Origin of the sequence: Acetobacter aceti NBRC 14818 (assembly GCF_000193495.2) — a bacterium.
Lineage (GTDB): Bacteria > Pseudomonadota > Alphaproteobacteria > Acetobacterales > Acetobacteraceae > Acetobacter > Acetobacter aceti.
On record NZ_AP023410.1, the window covers coordinates 3,426,990 to 3,447,910 of the forward strand.

20 protein-coding genes and 1 tRNA gene are annotated in these 20,921 nt (G+C 55.1%); 10 read left to right on the forward strand and 11 right to left on the reverse strand.

Going from position 1 to position 20,921, the window contains the following annotated elements; genetic code table 11:
* Position 1: 1 nt before the first annotated feature.
* Positions 2 to 481, reverse strand: coding sequence for a 50S ribosomal protein L13 (rplM, locus tag EMQ_RS15700; RefSeq protein WP_010667529.1), 480 nt, complete (start codon positions 479 to 481; stop codon positions 2 to 4).
* Between the two features lie 270 nt (positions 482 to 751).
* On the opposite strand from rplM, the gene EMQ_RS17470 reads away from it, so the two are divergent.
* Positions 752 to 2,284, forward strand: a complete 1,533-nt coding sequence (locus tag EMQ_RS17470; protein ID WP_010667528.1) for a hypothetical protein — start codon at positions 752 to 754, stop codon at positions 2,282 to 2,284.
* Positions 2,285 to 2,601: 317 nt separating this feature from the next.
* The gene (locus tag EMQ_RS15710; RefSeq protein WP_269208679.1) at positions 2,602 to 3,786 is read left to right on the forward strand and encodes an AI-2E family transporter; all 1,185 of its coding nucleotides are present in this window, start codon (positions 2,602 to 2,604) and stop codon (positions 3,784 to 3,786) included.
* A 158-nt stretch (positions 3,787 to 3,944) separates the two neighbouring features.
* Here the strand turns inward: EMQ_RS15710 and panC are convergent, their stop codons facing one another.
* From panC to EMQ_RS15730, 4 genes are all read right to left on the reverse strand, one after another.
* Positions 3,945 to 4,784 (reverse strand): pantoate--beta-alanine ligase, encoded by an 840-nt coding sequence (gene panC, locus EMQ_RS15715; protein WP_010666369.1) that lies wholly within the window; start codon positions 4,782 to 4,784, stop codon positions 3,945 to 3,947.
* Position 4,785: 1 nt separating this feature from the next.
* Positions 4,786 to 5,631, reverse strand: a complete 846-nt coding sequence (gene panB / locus EMQ_RS15720) for a 3-methyl-2-oxobutanoate hydroxymethyltransferase (RefSeq protein WP_010666370.1) — start codon at positions 5,629 to 5,631, stop codon at positions 4,786 to 4,788.
* A gap of 264 nt (positions 5,632 to 5,895) precedes the next feature.
* A complete protein-coding gene (locus EMQ_RS15725) occupies positions 5,896 to 6,405 on the reverse strand; it encodes a hypothetical protein (RefSeq protein ID WP_018307714.1) in 510 nt (169 codons plus the stop codon).
* A gap of 336 nt (positions 6,406 to 6,741) precedes the next feature.
* Positions 6,742 to 7,458: a YoaK family protein gene (locus tag EMQ_RS15730; protein ID WP_010668861.1), complete on the reverse strand. Its 717-nt coding sequence runs from the start codon at positions 7,456 to 7,458 to the stop codon at positions 6,742 to 6,744.
* Positions 7,459 to 7,886: 428 nt separating this feature from the next.
* Here EMQ_RS15730 and EMQ_RS15735 point away from each other — a divergent pair, with 428 nt between their 5' ends.
* Positions 7,887 to 8,102, forward strand: a complete 216-nt coding sequence (locus tag EMQ_RS15735; RefSeq protein ID WP_132012046.1) for a hypothetical protein — start codon at positions 7,887 to 7,889, stop codon at positions 8,100 to 8,102.
* A 108-nt stretch (positions 8,103 to 8,210) separates the two neighbouring features.
* On the opposite strand, the gene EMQ_RS15740 is transcribed toward EMQ_RS15735, so the two are convergent.
* The 4 genes from EMQ_RS15740 to EMQ_RS15755 form a co-directional block, all read right to left on the reverse strand.
* Positions 8,211 to 8,285, reverse strand: a tRNA-Thr gene (locus EMQ_RS15740).
* Between the two features lie 36 nt (positions 8,286 to 8,321).
* Positions 8,322 to 9,449, reverse strand: coding sequence for an anhydro-N-acetylmuramic acid kinase (locus EMQ_RS15745; protein ID WP_010668862.1), 1,128 nt, complete (start codon positions 9,447 to 9,449; stop codon positions 8,322 to 8,324).
* Between the two features lie 32 nt (positions 9,450 to 9,481).
* Complete coding sequence (locus tag EMQ_RS15750) at positions 9,482 to 10,294, reverse strand: ABC transporter ATP-binding protein (RefSeq protein ID WP_018307713.1); 813 nt, start codon at positions 10,292 to 10,294, stop codon at positions 9,482 to 9,484.
* The gene (locus EMQ_RS15755; RefSeq protein ID WP_010667359.1) at positions 10,291 to 11,076 is read right to left on the reverse strand and encodes an MlaE family ABC transporter permease; all 786 of its coding nucleotides are present in this window, start codon (positions 11,074 to 11,076) and stop codon (positions 10,291 to 10,293) included. The genes EMQ_RS15750 and EMQ_RS15755 overlap by 4 nt, the downstream gene beginning before the upstream one ends.
* A gap of 284 nt (positions 11,077 to 11,360) precedes the next feature.
* Here EMQ_RS15755 and EMQ_RS15760 point away from each other — a divergent pair, with 284 nt between their 5' ends.
* From EMQ_RS15760 to arfB, 5 genes are all read left to right on the forward strand, one after another.
* Positions 11,361 to 12,674, forward strand: coding sequence for a UDP-glucose dehydrogenase family protein (locus EMQ_RS15760; RefSeq protein ID WP_010667358.1), 1,314 nt, complete (start codon positions 11,361 to 11,363; stop codon positions 12,672 to 12,674).
* Positions 12,675 to 12,811: 137 nt separating this feature from the next.
* A complete protein-coding gene (locus tag EMQ_RS15765; RefSeq protein WP_155877608.1) occupies positions 12,812 to 12,985 on the forward strand; it encodes a hypothetical protein in 174 nt (57 codons plus the stop codon).
* Positions 12,986 to 13,684: 699 nt separating this feature from the next.
* Positions 13,685 to 14,764 (forward strand): glycosyltransferase family protein, encoded by a 1,080-nt coding sequence (locus tag EMQ_RS15770; protein WP_018307712.1) that lies wholly within the window; start codon positions 13,685 to 13,687, stop codon positions 14,762 to 14,764.
* A gap of 117 nt (positions 14,765 to 14,881) precedes the next feature.
* Positions 14,882 to 15,268 (forward strand): hypothetical protein, encoded by a 387-nt coding sequence (locus tag EMQ_RS15775; RefSeq protein ID WP_010665666.1) that lies wholly within the window; start codon positions 14,882 to 14,884, stop codon positions 15,266 to 15,268.
* A 66-nt stretch (positions 15,269 to 15,334) separates the two neighbouring features.
* On the forward strand, positions 15,335 to 15,757 hold the full coding sequence (arfB, locus tag EMQ_RS15780) for an alternative ribosome rescue aminoacyl-tRNA hydrolase ArfB (protein ID WP_010665665.1): 423 nt from the start codon (positions 15,335 to 15,337) through the stop codon (positions 15,755 to 15,757).
* Positions 15,758 to 15,785: 28 nt separating this feature from the next.
* Here arfB and EMQ_RS15785 read toward each other — a convergent pair whose 3' ends face one another.
* Positions 15,786 to 17,288: a purine-cytosine permease family protein gene (locus EMQ_RS15785; protein WP_010665664.1), complete on the reverse strand. Its 1,503-nt coding sequence runs from the start codon at positions 17,286 to 17,288 to the stop codon at positions 15,786 to 15,788.
* Positions 17,289 to 17,415: 127 nt separating this feature from the next.
* Between EMQ_RS15785 and EMQ_RS15790 the strand changes: the two genes are divergently transcribed.
* Positions 17,416 to 18,336 carry a LysR family transcriptional regulator gene (locus EMQ_RS15790; protein WP_010665663.1) on the forward strand — a complete coding sequence of 307 codons (921 nt, stop codon included), beginning with the start codon at positions 17,416 to 17,418 and terminating at the stop codon, positions 18,334 to 18,336.
* Between the two features lie 20 nt (positions 18,337 to 18,356).
* On the opposite strand, the gene EMQ_RS15795 is transcribed toward EMQ_RS15790, so the two are convergent.
* On the reverse strand, positions 18,357 to 20,408 hold the full coding sequence (locus EMQ_RS15795) for a TonB-dependent receptor plug domain-containing protein (protein ID WP_018307711.1): 2,052 nt from the start codon (positions 20,406 to 20,408) through the stop codon (positions 18,357 to 18,359).
* A 173-nt stretch (positions 20,409 to 20,581) separates the two neighbouring features.
* Between EMQ_RS15795 and EMQ_RS15800 the strand changes: the two genes are divergently transcribed.
* Positions 20,582 to 20,899: a hypothetical protein gene (locus tag EMQ_RS15800; protein WP_010667586.1), complete on the forward strand. Its 318-nt coding sequence runs from the start codon at positions 20,582 to 20,584 to the stop codon at positions 20,897 to 20,899.
* The last annotated feature ends 22 nt before the right edge of the window (positions 20,900 to 20,921 follow it).

Consider the following 20,921-nt stretch of genomic DNA (forward strand, 5'->3'; position numbering starts at 1 on the left):
ATCAGACCCCACTCTTCGCAATGGCGGTGTTCTTGCGGTTCATCGCGGCGACATCCAGCTTCACTGGCTGCTGGCCGTCATGCGGATGCTCGGAACCGGCATAGACATGCAGGTTGCGCATCTGGGCGCGCTGCAGCGGGCCACGTGTGATCATGCGCTCGACAGCCTTCTCGACGACTTCGCCGGGGTGCTTGCCGTTCAGACGCTGCGTGATCGTGCGCTGCTTGATGCCACCCGGATAACCGGTGTGGTAATGGAAAAGCTTCTGGTCAACCTTGTTGCCGGTGAGCTTCACCTTCTCGGCGTTGATGATGACGACATGGTCGCCGCAATCAACGTGCGGGGTGAACTGCGGCTTGTGCTTGCCGCGCAGACGCGCAGCAACAAGAGTGGCGAGACGACCAAGAACGAGCCCTTCGGCGTCGATCAGGATCCAGTTCTTCGTCACTTCCGCGGGCTTAAGCGAGCGGGTGGTTTTCATTGTTTATATGTCCGTCCAGGAATCTTGAGCGGTTCGGGTGCCGCCTTATGCGTAAGCCGAGACGGGGCGTCAAGGGAAAAGCGGGTATAAAAATAGTCATTTTGATTTGTTCTTTTATTTATAAGTGTTATTTTTATGTGGTAACATAATACCGTTAAGTTGAGTGTTCGAAAAACCGCAGAAACCCGTGCTGTGGTTTTTCCTGATGCTCTTGAGACAACGCCCTGATATGTAAGAGGAACCAAGGCTGAACACAGGGTGCCGTCTTTCATGAACCGAGAAACCACACGCCGCGCCATCTTCACCCTTTCCGCTCTTGCGGTCATTGGACTCGGCTCTGCGGGGTGGATCTGGGTTCACAGGGAGGCCAATCACGAACTGATCGAGGCGCTCGAAGATGCGAAGGCCCATCTGCCGTCGGGCGTGGATTTTACGTGGGGTAAAGCGATCGCCTTGCCTACCAGTCACGGGGCGCGGCTGACCGACGTTGTGCTGAAAGACCCCAGCGGGACCATTTCCGCAGCCACGATCGAACTGATCGGAGCGGTTGTAGGCTCCCCGACCGAGGCGAAAAGCACGCCAGATCACAGTTCCCTGCATTTTGACCACGTCATCGCCTACACACTCCAGATTACGGGTGCAGGCGGCACCATGCAGGCCAAACGGTTGTCGCTGGATGGTCTCCTGCTGCCGCCACCTACAGAAGATCAGGTCAGCAGTCTGATGATGGATCATGGCGAGGCGACGCAGGCCGTCATGACCTCGGCTGATGGTCTGGAGAGCGCGAGGGCTGCGCACGTCATTCTTGATCAGTATGGCACGGGCCGGGTTTCCCGTCTCACTGTGAGCAAGTTCCAGCTTCATTATGGCGATCACCCCGTGAGAGATGTCAGCATGGGCGAATTGGTCTCGGATGGCTCTGATCTGGCGGGTCTATTGCAGTCCTATCTGAAAGGCGATGGCCTGCTATTTCATGATGGCAATCAGTCCATCACTGTGGAGGATTTCCTTCTCAAAGGAGAGGTCGATGGTCCGGGAAGCGCCGAAGACCGTCTGGCCGGGTTTGAAAAGGCCCATCTGCACATCGATACGGATGGTCAGAAAAGCCGTGTGACGGAGAGTCTTACGCATTTCAAACTCTGGCCGACCGGCCCGCGCACCATGATCATCAAGTCGCTCGGATATGAGAAATTTGATGCAGCAATTGTGCTGAATGCAATTGTGGATCGGGAAGCAGATATCGCGCATGTCACGGAGTTTGACGTGAATGCGCGTGAGTTTGGTCACTTGAACATAGCGGGCGACTTCACCCAACTGACTGCGCAGCAGGGCGCGTTGCCTCAGCCCCAGATCGTGCATCTCGACTTTTCCTGGCGTGATGCGGGACTTGTTCCCCGGCTGCTCAATAACGCCGCAGTCAATCAGGGGATGGACCCGGACGCTTACGTTACCTTGTTGCGGCGCACATGGGCTCCTGTCGGAAGTCCGCCAGACAGCATGGGCGCGCAGCTTGCCGGGTATATAGCCAACCCGGCAGCAGGTCCTCTGACCGCCATGCTTGCGCCAGAGAAGCCTGTGCCAGTTTTGGCTCTCGCGGCAATTCCCGAGGCAGTGACTCACAAACATCTCGCTGAGTCTCTTGGCCTGACCGTGAGGGCTCCGACACCCGCAACGGGTGACGACGCGCAAGCGCCTGATCCGAACACGACAACCGACGAACCCGTTGACCCTGAAGTTCTGGCGCCGGGTCCCTCGGTGGCGCCAAAAGAAGGCGTTTCGGCCTCACCTACAGGAAAACACTGAACCGACAGAACTGGTAATTCCCGGAGTTGCTGACACGCTAACGCTCCAAGAGACCTTTAATGGCAGGATTTCCGTGAAAACCGTGATGACTGTCTGGAGGAGAGGTTCACCTTCAGGCAGTCTGCCTTGGTGTGAACTTTTTTCTCCGGAATATGTTCATGTCGCAACAGTTCCCGAAGTGAATGACTGAATGAAAGGTGCGGGAAATCAGGAGTGATCTGTTTCCGAAGTCATGCGGTCAGGATAAGGCGCCTGAATGTGTATTGAAGCGAAACTGACCACTATTTTTGTGTTTGAGAAACAGGTCACTGGTGAAAATGTTTTCTAGAATATCGTCATGGTGCAAGTCGGAAAGCACCGTTCCTTCTGTATCTCGCGATAAAGAGGATGGTGCGGCGTTATCGTCAATAGAGCAGCAGCCTGTATCGCGGCCATCATTTCAATATTGGGCTCAGGGCGTTTTCGCGGTTTCTGTCGCAGGGCTGGCGCTTTTTACTTTGGGGAGATTTCGGCTCTCGCTGGTCTGGGGAGGCATCCTCGCCATTGTCTGCTGGCCGATCATGCAGAGGCTTGGCCGTAAATGGTCCCCTCGACATGCGCAAACAGTTCTGCCTCTCGTTGTTGTCTCCGCCATAGCGCTGGTGTTTGTCATCCCGGTGTCTTTTCTTATTGGCTCGGCCGCAGGAGAAGCGCAGGAAGGCGCAAAGTGGATCAAGGAAGCTGGAGAGACTGGTATTCCGGAACCGGTCTGGCTTTCGAAGCTACCGTGGGGCAGGACGCAGATTGAGCATTGGTGGCAAAGCAATCTTTCCAATCCGGAGGGTATGCGTGCGCTGGTGCATAAGCTCAACCCGGAGCAGGCTCTGGCCACAGTTGAGCATATTGGTCACGGCGTGGCCGATACTGTTGTGATCCTCTGTTTTGCCCTGCTGATCCTGTTCTTTTTACTGCACGGCGGCAAGCAGTTGATTGAGCATATCAATCTGTTCATTCTGCGTCTGCTCGGCGCCCGGGGGCAGATGGCCCAGAAGCAGCTTGTTGGCGCCGTGCGGGGAGCAATGGCAGGGTTGGTTCTTGTCGGGCTTGGTGAAGGTGTCATTATCGGCGTGTCTTACATTATTGCTGGAGCGCCCCAGCCTCTGCTTCTCGGAATCTTCACAGCTCTTGCTTCAATGATTCCGATGGTGGGCGGATTTGCTGTCGCCATCAGTGCGTTGCTGATCGCTATCAAGGGATCGCTTGGAGCCGGAATTGCAGTTGGAGTGTTCGGTTTTGTGATCCTGTTTCTTGCGGATCACTTTATCCGACCCGTTCTGATTGGCGGATCAATTCGTCTGCCGTTTGTGTGGGTGCTGCTGGGTATTCTGGGCGGGATCGAAACGTGGGGACTGAGTGGTCTGTTTATTGGGCCGGTTTTGATGGCGCTTGCACATCTGATCTGGCGTTTTGGCTCCATGCGGGCCAATGGCGCTGGCATGATGGTGGGTCGTCTGCCTGAGTAATGAGGCTTGAAGCTTTTGAGAGGGTAGCTTTGCAATAAAATGATTTTGCAAAGCTACCTCTCAAAAATCTACTGAGATTTTGGTCAGGTTTTATTGAGTGCCTGCTTTATCGAAATCAGGCACTCACGCGCATTTCTTCCTTGGAATAACTTCTGAAATTACTTTTTTCTGACGAGAATGTTGTCGAGCAGGCGTGTGTTGCCAACTTTGACCGCCAGCGAGATGAGGGCTTCGTCATCCACGCTATCAAGCTCAGTCAGAGAGTAGGGATCAGCGACGCTGATATAGTCCACGGAAAAATCAGGGTCTTTCGACAGAATGGCGGCAATCAGTGTTTTGATTGTCTCAGCATTGCGCTCGCCGGATGCAATACGTTCCTGTGCTTTTCCAAGACTCTCATGCAGCAGGAGTGCACGTTCCTGTTCACTGTCTGTCAGATAGGAATTTCGGCTGGAGAGCGCGAGACCTTTTTCGTTTCGGACAATGTCGCAGATAACGACATCGACGGGAATATTCAGATCCGTCACCAGCCTTCTGATCACGGCACATTGCTGCGCATCTTTCTGACCGAAAAAGGCTTTTGTCGGCTGGATGATATTGAAGAGCTTGGTGACAACAGTCGCGACACCAGAAAAATGACCCGGTCGGACAGCGCCTTCCAGCGGCTTCGCGACATCACCCACATCTATGCTTGTCGCAAAGCCCGGAGGATAAATCTCACCTGCATCAGGTGTAAAAACGAAGGAAACACCAGCCTCTTTAAGAAGAGACAGGTCGCGTTCAAGGGCTCTCGGATAACGGTTGAGGTCTTCATTCGGGGAAAACTGTGTCGGGTTCACAAAGATGCTGACTGCCACAGCATCACATTCTTCCCGTGCGCGACGGACGAGACTCAGATGACCCTCATGCAGAAAGCCCATTGTTGGAACAAAACCCAGTGTTCCATTCAGGCTAGCCCGTATCTTGCGGGCGTCGGCAATGGTGGAAACAATCTGCATGTCAGTGATCTTTATGGTCGAGAGAAGCAAGAGCGGCGGCCAGTTCGTTAGGGTTCATCGTGGAACTCTGTGCATCCGTCGGAAAAGAGCCTGAGCGGACATCGTCGGCATAGGCGCGAACGGCTTGTTCCATGGCGGCTCCGATATCGGCAAAACGCTTGGCGTGCCGGGGCGGACGGCCTTCGAACAGACCAAGCAGGTCATGCCAGACCTGAACCTGTCCATCGCAACCAGCACCCGCTCCAATGCCGATGACAGGAATGCTGACCTTTTCAGACACAGCGGCGGCCAATGGGGCTGGCACGACTTCCAGCACGAGCGCAAAAGCTCCGGCGGCTTCAAGGGCGAGGGCGTCCTCAATCAACTGACGCGCTTCTTCCGCACGACGAGCCTGCACACGTAGACCGATCTGGTGCTGTGACTGAGGCGTGAGCCCCAGATGCCCCATGACCGGCACGCCGCAGTCAACCAGACGACGGATCTGCGGAGTGATACTCTTGCCGCCTTCCAGTTTGACCGCCTGCACACCGGACGACTGCATCAGGCGACGGGCAGAAGAGACCGCGTCCTCAATGGTGGCGTAGCTCAGAAAGGGAAGGTCAGCGACGACAAGCGCCTTCTGGCTGACGCGCATGACGGCGGCGGCATGACGTTCCATATCGTCAAGCGTGACGGGCAGGGTGGTGCTGTGTCCCAGCATGACCATGCCGAGTGAATCACCGACCAGCAGAACAGGAACACCGGCGCGTTCGGCAATAAGGGCGGAGGAGCAGTCATAAGCCGTTATCATGGCGATGCGCTCGCCATCCTGCTTCATCTTCTGCACATCAGCGACTGTAACCCGCATATCCGTCTCCGTTGTTCGGCACGTTGGGGCGCTGTTGTGCCTTACTCCGGCGGGAAGACCAAGGGGGAGGTTACTGCGATCTCTCGCTTGGGACGTTTGGATAGACAAGAGTTCGAGAGTGTGGACATACTAGCGTATGTCCACACTAATATTTGTACACGATAAAAATTATTCAGACACATGAAAATATATATTTATAATAAAGTGATTACACATAATAAGTTAGTGTGTAACCACTAGATAAATTTCTTATTGATCGAAGCGTTATAACATAACACTTAATCCTGAATTTGCACCATTAGGGACACCTAAGATTTTTTCTTTTCCTTGAATTATTCTGAGATCTTCAAGAAGTTCCTTAGCATCGACGTGTTTGCCTATTTTTTCTTCTGATTCTGGGCGCGGATTGGAAGAATTTCTTGCGCGATAGACAGTCATGGTTTCTTGGCCGTTTGCAATTGCATGTAGGCAAACGCCGCGAGCATAAAAACGGTTAAACTCCCCCTCAGCCAAGAGATCTGCTGCATTGGATGGCATTTTCTTTGTGCCAGATTTAGTCGCTTCGGTTTCGTTCAGTAGATGCTCACTGCGGATCTTGGATGATAATGTCTTGTCATTCCCTGAAGTAGCTGCTTCCTTCAATAGAGAAGGCCAAAGAATCTTGCCCTGTTCATTGAGCTGATTTGAAATATAGATTTTTCTACTTTCTATATATTTTTCAATTTCTTCCACCATGAATTTACGCGTTGTTTCATCTAAGTTTTTATATTCCATGACATGACTCCATATTTTGGAGTTGTATTATAAAAATAAAGAATCGTTTCCTGTCTCTGACTTAAATGTGAATATCATTTTTGTAATTGTTTTTATACGGTTAATTTTATGATTATTGATAATTAACAAGAGCAAACATCAGAAATTAATACCCTTTGAACTTGCGTATCCTTTTTCGTCCCAACCTATCATGTCAAGAACTATTGAAGATTGCTCAATAGTTCGAACCTGTAAGAAATCCTGATGAGTTGAGCAGTCAAGGAATTCTTGACGACTTACCATTTTGCTAACGCCAGCAAAAAGGTGAGGGGCTTCCACCCTCTGTCGTTGTTGGGTTCAACCCACAGGCTCATGTGACAGCGCGCCGGGCAGGGCAAGACAGGCCAGAAGCCCCGCCAGCGCCAGAAGAAACAGAGCGGACCACCAGCCATACAGAAAGGCGCCGGCCACGCCGCCCAGCGTGAAAGACAGCACAATGGCGGCATGCAGACCCAAGCGTTCGCGCGTACCGGTCCGTCGGACCGGGTCAACTGGATGGAAAAAGCTCTCCAGCCAGTCCGCCAGTTCCAGCCCCACATCGGTGAGCATTCCCGTCATATGGGTGGTACGGACACGCGCCCCGGAAATGCGTGTGACCGTGGCGTTCTGGAGTCCCATGAGGAAACTCAGCCCGTAGACCAGCACCGGATCCCGTGGCTGGGCCGAAAACAGAAGATCCACAGCCCCCAGAAGCCCGAGCAGGCAGGCTTCCAGAAGGATGCTTCGTGCGTAGATCGAGGGCAGGTTGTGGCGACGGCCTGCATTGACCAGCAGCGCCGATAGCACGGCTCCTGCGACAAAGGCCAGTATTAGACCGCAGCAGGACAGGACAAGTTCCAGATGGCCCTCATGCAGGCCGCTCGCCAGCGCGGAGACATTCCCCGTCATGTTGGCCGAGTAATAGCCAACGGCCAGAAAACCGGCGGCGTTCACAGCACCGGCAATGGCCGCCAGCGAGCAGCCCAGACGCCTGTCGATGCTGGCGTTACGCTCCGCCCCCTCGTGAACAAGCACCTGTGCCTCCCATCCTGACTTAGCGCATGAGGAGACTCCGTGTTCATCGGCTTCCCCGGACAGCGATCTTTTTTATGAGCAGGATAGTAACAGCCCGTCCCCTTCCGACAAAATTGCCTGCTTTCGCATCCTTGTCCTTCCCTCTCTCTCGCGCAAAGGGCGAACCTCCAAGAGGACAAGCGTGTCCTCCCACGCCCCCGCAGCGCGCACAGAATCCCACATTGCCCCGACAGAGTACAGAGAAAAATGTCAGTTTGCCGTGACATCGGCTTGCGCAAGTTTGCAAGTTTAGTCGCTTTAACTATGGTTTAGCGCCTGCACCACAATCCCCACCCGCGCCTGCCACCACATGCTCGGCCTATCCCGCGCCGACGTGGTAGCTTGCGCCGGGGTGCCGGACATGGGACGAGGCGCGCGACGGGCAGGAGGTGCTGACTTATCGGCAGGACGCTCTGGTGCAGGGGCCACTCGACATCAAGACGCCGCTCACCTTCGAGTTGAACATCGGCGGACATGGGACGTGCCGGACAGGCGTCGCCACCCGTGAGGGGCGCGTCGTTCGAGTGACGTATTCTGGGCCGAGCGCGGCGTTGGAGGGGAGAGATGGGGCCTGTGCCGGGGTGGTGAGGGGATGTTTGCGTTAGGGAGTGAGGCCAGAAGCTGTGGCTCGACAGTATCCGGCATTTTATCCGGGATCATGTGCGGAATGGGCGCTTCATGCGCCAACAAAGACCGGCTATTTTCAGGAAAAATGGTGCCGGCGGAGAGATTCGAACTCCCGGCCTTCGGTTTACAAAACCGCTGCACTACCACTGTGCTACGCCGGCAACGTGGCGGGGTATATAGCGTCTCCACTCACAGCGTCAAGAGTCTTCGTCGGAGAGAGAAAGCCACTGCGGAAGAGTAGTCAGACCGGCGCAGGTAAGACGTCCGCCGGGCAGAAAATCAGGGGCTCCGGTGATGTCGGGAGCGGAGAGGGGAAGCCAGCGTAAAACCCGCACGGCGAGAAAGCCGAAACACTCGGCTTCCAGAGCGTCTCCATTCCAGCCAAGACTGTCTCCCGATCTGACGGGAGCATTCAGGGCCTTTTGCAGCTCTTCCATCAGCACGGGATTGTGACGTCCACCGCCGCAGACGTACCAGACGGCGGGCTTTTCCGGAAAGCGTGTCTGCGCCACGGCGGCAACAGTAAAAGCGGCGAGTGTGGCGGCTCCATCGGCAGGAGAGCAGCCTGAAACTGCATCCAGAGCCGCGATGAAACTCTGGCGATCAAGGGATTTCGGGGCAGGGCGGCTGAAATAGGGATCGGCCAGAAGCGCATCGAGAATAGTCTGATCGACCTGTCCCTTCCGGGCCAGCGCGCCGTCCATGTCACAGGCCACACCTGTGTGCCGGAACGCCCAGTCATCCATCAGCGCATTGCCGGGACCAGTGTCACAGGCAATGATCTCGCCATTTCGTCCGAGGAAGGTGACATTGGCCACGCCGCCGATGTTGAGTATCGCGACGGGGCGTTGAGCGTCCTGCAACAGCGCCGCATGATACCAGGGGGCGAGCGGCGCGCCTTCGCCACCGGCCGCAACGTCGGCACTGCGGAAATCATGCACCACTGGAAGCTGCGTTTCGCGTGACAGCAGCGCCGCGTCGCCGATCTGCCAGGTGCGATGCAGTGCCGGGGCGTGATAGATCGTCTGTCCGTGAAAACCGATCACATCGACGGGGCCTGTCTGAAGCCGCAAGGCCTGAACGGCTTCGATGTGGCGTTCTGTCAGGCGTCTTTCGACGTCCAGCATTTCAGGCGCATCGGGAGAAAGATGTGCTGCACGATCCAGAAGCGCGCGGGCACACTGACGAAGGTCGGCGTCATAGGGCAGGGACAGGGAAGGGCCGCGCTCGAAAACCGTGACGCCATCCGTGCGGATGACAGCGGCGTCCACCCCGTCCAGCGAAGTGCCGCTCATCAGGCCAATCACGTTGAGCGGGCGACTCATGACGACAAACTCCGGCTGGACATAAACAAGCTCTAACGGCGAAGTTCCATGGAAATCGGACCCTCACGCCGACCGTGCGTGAACTGATCCACCATGGCGTTACCTGAATGCATGAGCGAGGTCGCCGGTCCCTGCCACACCAGCTTTCCCTGATACAGCATGGCGGCCTCGTCGCCGATCCTCTGGGCGGAAGCCATGTCGTGCGTGATGGCGATGGCGGTCGATCCCATCCTTTTCACGCAGTCGACAATCAGCCCGTCAATGACCGCGCCCATGATCGGATCAAGGCCGGTCGTCGGTTCGTCGAAGAACAGAATCTCGGGTCGGTCGGCGATGGCGCGGGCCAGTCCGACACGCTTCTGCATGCCGCCTGACAGTTCGGATGGGGAGAGATCGCCAACCGATGGGTCGAGGCCGACCTGTTCCAGAACAGCATTTGCCCGCGCCCGCGCTTCCGTACGCGAGAGACGCGGATGCTTTTCAGAATGTCTTGTCGGTTCAGGAGCCAGCAGACCGAAAGCGACGTTTTCCCAGACGGACAGGCTGTCGAACAGGGCGGCGTTCTGGAACAGCATGCCGATTTCGCCGATCCGTTCTTCACGCTCACGGCGAGGTGCACGTAGTACGTCCACACCGTCAATCTCGATCAGCCCTTCGTCCGGCTGGATGAGACCGAGAATGCAGCGGAGCAGAACAGATTTCCCCGATCCAGACCCACCGATGATCACGAAAGAGGTTCCTGTCGGCACGTCGAGATCAACGCCATCGAGCACGACTTTCGACCCGAAAGCCTTGCGCAGCCCACGGATACGGATTTTCGGTGCGGAGGATGAGGTGTCTGTCATTGTGCGAAGAACAGGTCTGTCAGGAGGTAATCGAATGCGAGCACAAGGATCGACGCGGAGACAACAGCAGCGGTTGTAGCGCTGCCGACTCCCTCGGCGCCCCCGCGGCTTGTGTAGCCGTAATAACAGCCCATCAGGGTGATGAGAAAACCGAACACGGTGGCCTTCACCAGCCCGACCATGACGTCTTCTGTCTTCAGGGCGTTCATGGTGGCGGCGATATAATTATCCGGCGCGAAGCCAAGCTTCACCGTCGCTACCGTAAAGCCGCCTGCGACACCCAGAATATCGGCCACCACCACCAGCAGCGGCAGAGCGATCACACCGGCGGCAAGACGAGGGGCCACAAGATATTTCATCGGATGGGTACGCAGTGTCGTCAGGGCGTCGATCTGGTCCGTCACCCGCATGGTGCCGATCTGCGCCGCCATGGCGGCACCCACGCGACCCGCGACCATAAGGCCCGCCATGACAGGGCCGAGTTCGCGCGTCACCGCGAGCACGACGATATTCGCGATGGCGCTCTGGGCGTGGTACTGCGCGAAGCCGGTGTAGGACTGGAGTGCGATCACGCCGCCTGAGAACAGGGCGGTGAGGGCGACAACCGGTAGGGACAGAAAGCCGGTATCGAGGAGCGACTGGAGAAAGACCCGCCAGTAAAAAGGCGGCCGGAAGAAGCAGGAAATTCCTTCCAGTGCAAAAAGGCCAATGGAACCGGCCCCGCGTGTCACGACAAACACCGTTCGGCCCAGCAGGGCGACAAGATCAAGCAGGGTGTTCATCCGGCGCAGTCGGTCCTTTGCAGTATGAGATGTGCAGCTTTTGCACTGCGGACAATCATTTAGAGCCATACAGCCGTAGCCCGCCAGTCGGATGACGTCAAAATTCTCTTTTATTCCGGGTCTGTGCTGACTTGCAGTGTCTGTGATTTCTTGTTGAAACTCTTTCGTTCTGGCCTTGACCGGAGGGGACCGGACGGGTTCAAGTCTGAGCGATTTCGGGCGGGCGCCCTGTTCGTCTGATGACAGGCCCGGAAAATCGGGAGGAGACTTCGGTGCGTATTGCAATGATCGGGGGAGGCTATGTTGGCCTCGTTTCGGCTGCGTGTTTCGCGGAATTCGGAATTGAAGTGGCCGTGGTTGAAAACAGCCCGGCGCGACTGGCGGCCCTGCGCAAAGGACAGATCCCTATCTATGAACCTGGCCTCGACAAGCTGGTCGAATCCAACATGCAGGCGGGGCGTCTGTCTTTCGGTGATGACATCGCCGCAGCGGTAAAAGACGCTGAAGCCGTGTTTATTGCTGTCGGCACGCCGCCGCGGAATGGCGATGGCGCAGCGGACATGCAGTATGTCCATGCGGCAGCACAGCAGATCGCTCGTTCGCTCACCAATTATGCGGTTGTCGTGACAAAATCGACGGTTCCGGCTGGCACCAGCCGCCGCATCGCCGAGATCATCCGGGCCACGCGTCCTGACGCCGATTTCGACGTCGCATCCAATCCAGAGTTTCTGCGCGAAGGCAGCGCGATCGGTGACTTCATGCGTCCGGATCGTGTGATCATTGGTCTCGACAAGACGGCTCCGGACGGCGGCGCTCGCGCTGAAGCTGTTATGCGGAAGGTCTATCGTCCGCTGTCCCTGATCGAAGCGCCGCTGCTCTTCACAACGCTGGAGACATCGGAACTCACGAAATACGCTTCCAACTCGTTCCTTGCGATGAAGATCTCCTTCATCAACGAGATGGCCAGTCTTTGTGAAAAGCTGGGCGCGGATGTGCATGATCTGGCCAAAGGTATGGGTCTTGATGGCCGTATCGGCCGCAAGTTCCTGCATCCGGGTCCGGGTTACGGCGGTTCCTGCTTCCCGAAGGACACTCTGGCTCTGTCGCGTATTGGTCAGGAGGCTGGAAGCCCTTGCCGTCTCGTCGAGACAACCGTCCAAGTCAATGATGCCCGCAAGATCGGTATGGCCGGTCGTATCATCGCAGCCTGTGGTGGTTCGGCGGAAGGCAAGACGATTGCTGTTCTCGGTCTGACCTTCAAGCCTGAGACCGACGATATGCGCGAGGCGCCGTCGATCCCCATTCTGCACCGCCTGGCGGAAGCAGGTGCGAAGCTGCGGGCGTTTGATCCTGTCGGCATGGAAGTGGCGGCTCCGATGATGCCGCCGACCACGACGTACTGCACCGATGCGCTGGATGCGGCCAAGGGCGCAGATGCGCTGGTTGTGCTGACGGAGTGGAATGTCTTCCGTGCGCTTGCTCCCAAGGCTCTTGTGGAGGCCATGAAAGGCAAGGTTGTCGTCGATCTGCGTAACATCTTCGATCCGGCGGCGATGCGGGCTGTTGGTCTGGACTATCAGTCGGTTGGCCGTCCCTGAGATGAAAGTGTCAGGGGAGACGCTTCATGCGCTCCCCTGATTTTTCTTTCAGGCAGGGCAAATAATCTTGATATGACAGGAGAGAGGATCTCCACTATTTTCGTGCGTTCATAGGCATACGTGCGAGGAGGAAAAGCGTGATGGAATGGCAGGGTCTGATTTCCATACTCATCGCTGTTTTCATGTTTTTCATTCTGCCGGTGATCATAGGTTTCGCCATTGTGATCAGGGATGCGCGCTGGCAGGCCGAGCAATCCTGTTGCCGTAAACCCCGGCGTATCATGCCGAAAGAAGTTACGGTTTCCCGATGAAGGGGAGGTTTTCGTGGTGGATATGCGAAAACCTATTACGAGAACGACGATACGGTCCTTGCTTTGGAAACACGGCACAGGCGTAATCAGTATAGTTTTCTGAAAATTCAGAGAGTAGAATTTTTCGCTCAATATAGCATTGCTCAAGCTGTTATTTTTGCTGGAGTTCAGAAGACAGCGTTTGATGGCTGCTTCCTGACTTTGTCTTTAATTTGTCAGTTGCCCGGTCGACGGCTCGACCAGCCTTCTCAAGCGGGCTTTTCGGTGGATCAACAGCATCCACTTTTTTAACAAAAGTCTGTTCGTGAGGCTCGTAGGCTGTCAGGCCGACGCGACGCAGACGACTGAAAGAGCGAAGAAGGCAGAGCGCATTGAAAAACCGCCTGTAAATTTTTGCAGAGCATGCGGGGCTGGCAGGAATTGTGACGTTCCATCACTTTTGAGAACATTCCAAAACAGGTTTCCTGTGCCAGTTATCGGCCAGTTTTAAAAACGGGAATGACTCGGTCCCTGTGTAAGGGACAGTTATAGAAAAGCGGGTAATTGAGCCGCCGGTTATATGCCTTGAAATTATTCCTAATAAATTTATTTCATTTTAATATAAAGAATATTGTTGATGATGAGTTTTATTTTTGGTCTCTGGACGGGTGGTTTTATTGGGATTTTTGTAAGTTTAATTTTTAACAAGTCATAATATACATGAAAAATCGTCTTCTATTTATTTTGAAGTCCCGTGAAGGTCATTGGGGCTACGGTTCGCGTGAATCTGGTCTTTCAAATTCTGTCCGTTTTGTCGTGGACATGCTCAATGCAAATGGCATTGAAGCCCAATCCGTTGAAGTCGCAGATAACAACGCGATTGATCGGGAGGTAACAGCCTACAGGCCAACGCATGTGATCATCGAGGCGTTCTGGGTTGTTCCGGAAAAATTCGATATCCTCCAAAAGCTGCATCCACAGGTTCAATGGATCGTCAGAGATCACTCGGAAACGCCGTTTCTTGCCAATGAAGGCATCGCCTTTGGCTGGACCGTTGATTATCTGCAGCGTGGTGTTGAGGTTATGTGCAACGCACCGCGCGCCGTGTCGGATATGGCGGTTGTAGCGATGGGCTGTGGGCTGGACCCGTCCGGCATTACCTACGGACCGAATGTTTATCCCGTCCCGCGTCTGTGTGACATCGCTCCTCATACCCGCCAGCAGGGTGTCGTTAATATCGGCTGTTTCGGGGCTGTGCGTCCACTGAAAAATCATATGACGCAGGCGATCGCCGCCATTGCGTTTGCTGAGTCCATTGGTTCGGTTCTGCGTTTCCACATTAACGCAACGCGTGTGGAAGGGCAGGGAAGTCCCGTCCTGAAAAACCTGCGTGAACTCTTCGCAAGATCAGATCATGAACTGGTCGAGCATGGCTGGATGCCACATGCAGAATTTCTGTCCGTGCTGTCCGGGATCGATATTCTTATGCAGGTTTCCTTTACGGAAACATTCAATATTGTCGCAGCCGATGCAATGGCCATGAGTGTTCCGGTGCTGGTATCATCCGAATTGCCGTGGATTGGTCATTACGCGCACCGAAATCCTACAGATGCCGCCGACATGGCGCAGGGCCTGTATGCGATCTGGAACGAAAATGAACACGAGCGTCTGAAGCGACTTCTGAAACAGCGACGTGACATGGAAGTCTATTGCGCCCGCTCTTCCGCGACGTGGCAGCGTCGTTTCGGTGGAAAAGCCCGATTGGTCGGCATGGAAACGCAGGGCATGGCGAATGCCTGACTGGGCCTTGTTCTGTGGTTTGGGGGCGATCAGTGCAACACTTGTCAACGCCGGACTGGTGACCTTTTTCGTCTGGATCAGGAAGAAACAGGACCAGACATACTGGGATAAAAGGAAATGAGAGCGTTCCTTTTACTCTGTATCCTGTGTCTTGGATGTGGGGGATGCACAACAATCCCCACAGAAGCGCAGCATGATCTGATCGGGGTTTCCCGTTCAGACCTTGTGGCATGTGCGGGCGTGCCCGACCAGGATGAAACAAGGGACAATCAGGAAGTCCTTGTCTGGAAAATTGAAAAATCAGGCAGCGGATCATTCTCCATTTCCGCTCCTTTCGATATTTCCATGACCATCAACACCAACGGCGCCTGCCATGTGATTGCCAGTGTGAGGGATGGCAAAGTCGCGCGAGTGGCTTATACCGGCCCTTCCTCAACATGGCAGGGGAAGGACGCGGCCTGTGCTCCGGTCTTGCGGGCCTGTGTCGCCTCTGCCGTAAAGTAGACGGCAATCATGCTGGGCGCGTTTCAAAGGGCCTGACCGGCTGGTGGAATTGGAAATGTTTACGGTATGAAACAGACTGTTCTGCCTGGCGTGGTCCTCGATGAGGACGATCTTGAAATCACCTACATTCTGGCTTCCGGCCCCGGTGGCCAGAACGTGAACAAGGTGGCGACGGCTGCCCAGTTACGTTTCAATCTGCTCAATGCTCAGGGAATACCGGAACGCATTCGTCTTAGAGCGCTGGAACTTGCGGGAACGCGGGCGACCCGTGATGGTGCAATTGTCATCACGGGACGGCGCTTTCGCAGTCAGCAGAGAAACCGTGAAGATGTCATTCAGCGTCTGATCGAGTTGATCAGACAGGCCGCTCATCGCCCTGCATTCCGTGTCGCAACAAGACCGGGACGCGCCGCCCGGCAGCGGCGTCTGGATGGCAAGGCCCATCGGGCCGGCATCAAGCAGAATCGCAGGGTCCGGTCTGACGACTGATAGTCCAATCAGTCGTCAGATCAGGAGTTTATTTCCACACATCATCCATGACGGGAACAGCCGAGGCTTCTGCCGGGACGGCAACCTGCATGGCCTTGAGATCAGCCTCGCTTTTCACAATGGCTGTCTCTTCCGCCTTCAGATCAAGAGATCGGCTCAGCAGCGCGTAGACACTACCGGACACGACCAGCCCGACCAGCCATCCGATGTCGACCCCGCCCAGCATCTGGGCGATTGGACCCGTGTAGATGTCAGGCAGAACGGCAAACGGAATGGTGACGATAAATCCGATTGCATAGGCCAGCAGACCGCGCGACTGCCACATGCCGTAGATACCACCACCGGGCATGAAGAGATTTGTGATGGCGTAACGGCCTTTGCGAACCAGAAAGTAATCGACCAGATTGACCGCCGTCCACGGCACCAGCAGATACAGCATGACCGTCAGGGTCGCGAAAAGCAGCCCGATCGCATCAGACGGGCATTTCAGGGACAGGCCCGTCCAGATTGCTGCAACGGCGATCACAGTTAGAATACGAGCGTTTTTGGTCGGATTGAGTGGCCGGAAGGAATCTATTCCGGTCAGAATGGTCAGCATGCAGCTATAGGCATTGAGACCCATCGTGGCGATCAGCGCGGTGACAGAGGCGAGGGATACAATCGAACCGAAACCCGGAAAGACAGCGTCACCAGCCTGATGCAGAGCGACCAGTCCGTCGGAGGCGCCAAGACGGGTTGCAAGCCATGCTCCAAGTGTAATGAGCCAGATCGCGGAGGATGAGGCTCCGAACATCACCGCCATGATGATGGAGGCCGGGCGGGTATTGCGCGGCAGGTAGCGGGAATAGTCGGAAACGTATGGCGCGTAAGTGATGTTGTAGCTGGCGCTGGCTGCGATCTGCCCGATGAAGGCCACCCAGCTGAAGCCGACGATGGTCGGTGCACTGCCTCCTGCATGTCCGGTCAGGATGGCTCCCGTCAGAATGACATAGAGAGGCAGGGAGACGTAGAAGCACAGTTTGAAGATCGTATGCAGACAGTCATGGCCGTAGATGGCGAACAGGGCGGCGATAATGGCCATGACAATCGTGACTGTGGTGATGTTCCAGCCGAAGATCCCGTTCAGACCGGCGGAAAGCAGCACGGTGTCAACAACATTGAAGCCTATGAACGTGACCAGCGTCCCGATTAGCACGAGAGACACGCCCCGATAGCCGAACTGCGCTCGCGACTGGATCATCTGTGGGAGGCCAAGCTCAGCACCTTGTGAAGCGTGAAACGCCATGAACAGTGTGCCAAACAGGATTCCAATGACTCCAGCCAGTGCCGTGTAGCCAAGCGAGAGACCCATGCTGGGTCCGACAAATCCGATGGCGATTGTAAAGAACTGGAAATTGCCCAGAAACCAGAATGGCCCCTGATCGGCTACGCGACCGTGGCGCTCGTTCTCGGGTACGTAATCGATGGAACGGGTTTCGATCCCTCCCTGACGGGAAGGTGTGTCCTGGGTGAGAGTCGGTGTGACTGACATCGAGTGCCCCTCTGAGGGATGTCTGGGGGTAGAACGATTTGTATTCGCAATGATATGGCACGCTTGTTGACAGGGCCAATTCAAAATCTAAGATTCAAACATTGATTGAAATCGATGTTTGGGTGTCATGCTTGGTAGTCTCAGTGATCTGGACCTGCGTCTGATCCGTGTTTTTCTGGCGATTGTGGATGCCGGAGGAATTTCCACAGCGCAAAGCATCCTGAATGTCGGACAGTCCACAATCAGCACTCAGTTGGCGACATTGGAGACACGACTGGGCTTTCGGTTGTGTGAGCGAGGCCGAAGTGGATTTCGGCTGACGGCCAAAGGCGAGCGCTTTACGGAGTTGGCCCGTCATCTGGTGGGAGCCATTGAAGATTTCAGCGTTCAGGCCCGTAACATGGATCGTCGGCTTGTCGGCACGCTCCGGATAGGGATTATCGGCCATACGCCGTTTAGTGAAAACATACGCATCAGTCAGGCCATTGCGCGCTTCAGGCAGCGTGACGAAGCCGTCAGGCTGGATATCCGCGTCTGTTCACCGGGCGAGCAGGAAGAGCGTTTGCTAAGCGGAACGCTCGATATAGCGATGGGATATTTCTGGCACAGGGTTCCAAGCCTCCAGTTCACGCCGCTTTTCATCGAAAGGCAGGTTGCTTACTGCGGCAGGGATCATCCGCTTTTCTCTCGGGCCGGACAGATCACTCAGGCCGAAGCATGGGAGTTTGACTGGGGCTGGAGAACGTATCCGCTTCCGCAGTCAGTTTTTCCGGCCAATCCTAGGTCTATCACGGCGACGGCAGACAACATGGAAGCTTTGGCAATGCTTGTTCTGTCGGGCCATCATCTGGCTTTTCTGCCGCAACATTTCTCAAAATCATATGAAGAGCAGGGGCTGATGGCCCCTCTGAACATGCAGGCCCTGCGATACGATGTGACTTTTCATGCCGTAACGCGGCAAAGACAGAGCCTTGGGGATATACCAAAAGCTTTTCTGGAAGATCTTGCCAGCGTTCATCTCTCGGCCATTCCGGAAATACTGTCGTAACTCCTGAGAGAAAGATCTGATCAGAAGTCGGCTGTCAGGCCAGCAATAATGCGACGGTCAATTCTTAGGCCGGACGTCTCTTGAAGCCGGGAATCACCAAGCTGCTGTCCGCTCAGTGACAGCAGGAAATGCTTGTCAATTTTCCAGCCGACACGTGCGTTTACCGTGACGAAATCCTTAACTTTAACATTTTTGAGCTGGAGTGTGGAAAAGTCCGCGGTAACATCCTGATAATGCGACTGCCATCTGGCGTGGGCGCTGAATTCTACCGGGCCCAGCATATATTCGAACCCGCCGATGACTGTATTGACGGGTGTCTGCCGCTGGAAATTGATCATTGAAGATTTATCAGGGTCGCGGACAGATGCCATCGCATAGCTCAGATCCCAGTGAAGGTTAAAGTCGGTTTTGCCTTCCAGACGAATTTCTCCTCCAGCATCATCGACCCTGTTATAGTTTTTGGGAAACATTGTGATGGATGAAGGCGGTACGAAAGTATAATTTGATGCGAAGGGTGTTCCAAGCATGTCGCTGGTGCGCTGGGCGAAAAGTGCAACGGAGAGGCTACCGTTCAGTGGCTTGATACTGTGCGAATAATTGAGCCCCACATTGATTGTTGTCGAAGGCGCAAGTGAAGGATTGTTGATAACTGCGACCGGCCCAAGCATTGTTGATGGGGCAAAATCAAAAAGGGCTGGTAACTGGATGCCTCGGGCTGCATTCAGACCAAATGTACCCAGATCGCCCGCATCATAACGAATACGACTGTTAAAGCTTGGCTCTATGTAATGCCGTGCGGCGGAAGCCGGAGCATCTGACAGAATGGGGCTTCTGACGGAGGGAACAAGCAGGGAATCCACCCGGACGGCATTCGTCAAGGTGAGCTTCGGCAAGATCCGATAATCCCAGACAGCCGATCCTGCTGCCAGCATGTCGCTTTCGCTGCCAATTTTCGTGCCTGCCTGCGCACCGGAAAGAGTGGAATAACGATACTCTACTCCCAGACGCAGATCATTCTGATTGTTGATTGAAATTGTATCAGAGAGCTGCGCCACAGTTGTTTCCAGATCATACCCGAAGTCGATTGGAATAACGGTGCCAAAAGCAGCGATATTGTCAGTCGTTTTATTTGTAAATGAATTCTGATAGGCCCTGAATTCAACCAGACCCCAGTCAGTATCAGCAGCAAGTCGTCCTTCAAGACTTTTCGATAAAGGGCGTGATGTAAAATAGCTGCCGATATCGAGCCAGAAAGGGCTGCGTTCCTGATCGATAGTGCCGGTCAGACCCCATTCGACGCGGGGGGAGATCTGTCCTCGCAGTTCCAGAGCAGCGTTGATGTTGCTGGTCTGGGCGGGAACATCCCGACGACTGCCGCGGTCATATTCGTCTGACCTCATCCCGTTGAGTGAAAGTTTTGCCGCAAAGGCGTCCGAGAACTTATGGGAAGCGACCAGCTCTCCGCCAAACCCGTTAAGACTGCCGCCTTCTACATGCACGTAATTTTTGTTTTCATGTTGAGGATCACGCGTGACGATGTTGATCACACCGCCGGAAGCATTAAAGCCGTAAACAGCTGAGTTTGGTCCCCGGATGACTTCAATCTGTCGAATGTCCCGAATGGAAACGGGAAGAGCGCCCCAGTCCGTATAGTTATAACCATCGAGATAAACCTGCCGCCCGTCGATAAGCACCAGCGTGCGGGAGCCGCCTGCGGCGTCATTTCCCCGGATCGAAACATTGGCGCCCAGAACGGAATAGCGTCTGACGTCTACGCCGGGCACCATACGCAAGACTTCAGGCAAAGTCTGAGCGCCGGAGGTTCTGATCTGTTCGGCTGTGACGACCTGTATGTCGGTGGGGAGTTCGCTGGCCCGCTGCGGCTTGCCGGTAGCGGAACTGGTTATGGGTTCATTGAAAAGTTTTTCAAACGTACTGTAATCGAGATTCTGGGCATGCGCGTAACGATCCGGAAAAACCAGAAGACCGACCGCCAGTGTCGTGCTGAAGGATAGCACGGACGAAAAACGTAGACACTGCCGGTTATGGCGCTTGATGGCACGCAACAACATTTAACCCACATTCAGACAATCGGCTGACTATGCCGGCGGCCTGATTACGGCTTGGTTAAAATGTTTCCTGAAAAACAGAGGAAAAACTGTTTGCAGGATGTGAATGGAAAACCGGATGCAATACAGTTACGTTTCAGGGCATTATACAGTGACGACACCAGAGAGGTAACCATATGGAAACGCAGCCGCCAGTGGCCCCATCGGATTCGGAAGTAGTTCAGAACGAGACGGCCCGCGACGCGGCAGGCATTTCAACAACTGATACCGCCGCTCCCTCAACAGTCCCGCCAAGTGATCCCATTCTGGTGGTAAAGCCGGGTGCTCCTGCTCCTGTAACACCATCAGCAGCCGATGATGCCGCGAACAATGACAGGATGGACGCACCGGCTTTCAGGGAACTGGCCCAGATGGTCGGCGCGATGGTGTTTGTCGGACTTCTGACCGCAGCCGGATGGCATGCCGCCCATTACTCTGGAGCGTGGCCCTACTGATCACCTCATTTCTGACGTTTCA